The 1,265-nt window shown below is 33.4% G+C and carries 1 protein-coding gene; it reads right to left on the minus strand.

The window, feature by feature from the left end:
• Positions 1-121: 121 nt before the first annotated feature.
• Positions 122-1,265, minus strand: a 1,144-nt coding sequence (locus tag ACNKXS_RS13740; protein WP_417921352.1) for a GspE/PulE family protein, incomplete at its 5' end; no start/stop codon positions are given.

The raw sequence follows: 1,265 nt of genomic DNA on the forward strand, positions 1-1,265 counted from the left end.
TTAAGATTTCCATTTGATTGGAAATAGTACGCAAACGTTCTGATTTTTCCTGACTATAGCTTGAAAGAAAAAATAGAGAAAAAGAAGTGATGAGAAAGAATCTTTTATAGTTCATGAATAATTAATTTAACAGCGAATAAATTTCATTGATAGATGTTTCTCCATTTTTTAATAATCTTAGTGCATTATCTTTTAATGTGTTTGTTCTAATAGATGTTTCATAATCATCAATATTTGAAACATTTTCTTTGATTAATTTTGATAAATCCCAATTCATAGGGATTAGTTCATAAATGGCTTTTCTACCTATGTACCCAGTAAAGTAGCATTCATTGCAACCCACCGCATAATAATAGGAATCCAATCTAGAAGGAATTTTGAAATCAATTGGAAAATCCTGATTATTTACTGAAGTTTCTCTTTTACATGTTGGACATAGTATTCTGACCAATCGCTGAGCCATGCTAAGATTTAGAGTGCTAGCAATTAAATATGGAGGTATTCCCATATCTGCAAGTCTTGAAATAGTTGACCAGGCAGAATTAGTGTGGATTGTAGATAAGACTAAGTGTCCAGTTAATGCAGCCTTAATCGCCATATTAGCGGTTGCTTCATCCCTAATTTCACCAACCATAATAATATCTGGATCTTGCCGTAAGAAAGTTCTAAGTGCAGATGGAAAGTCAAATCCAATATCTTCTTTTAGCTGTACTTGATTTATGCCGTCGAGAGTGTATTCAATAGGGTCTTCAATAGTGAGTATATTGGTATTTTCTTCATTCAAAGCCTTGAGGGTACCATAAAGAGTTGTAGTCTTTCCAGACCCAGTAGGGCCAGAAATCAAAATTATACCATTGGGTTTTTTAGTTGCTTCCAGATATATTTCAAGTTCCTTATCTGTAAAACCTAAATTTGCCAATTCAACCGATGCACCATCTTTTTTTAATATTCTCAAGACAATCTTTTCACCATATAAAGTGGGCAAGGTAGATACCCTGATATCGAACTGGTCTTCTAAGTTTTCAGATTTAACCGTTAGCCTACCGTCCTGAGAAAGTCTTTTTTGAGAAATATCTAGTCCAGCTTTAATTTTAATCTGATTGATTATTTGAGGATATTCTTGTGAACTAATTATAAATTGCTCCTTCAATTTTCCATCAAGGCGGAATCGGACACGGCACCTATTCTCATATATTTCTAAATGGATATCACTACTATTGTATTCTTTTGCCGTTTGAAGTAGAGTATCTAAAAAGCCGGACTCA

Origin of the sequence: Christiangramia marina (assembly GCF_048285865.1) — a bacterium.
GTDB lineage: Bacteria > Bacteroidota > Bacteroidia > Flavobacteriales > Flavobacteriaceae > Christiangramia > Christiangramia marina.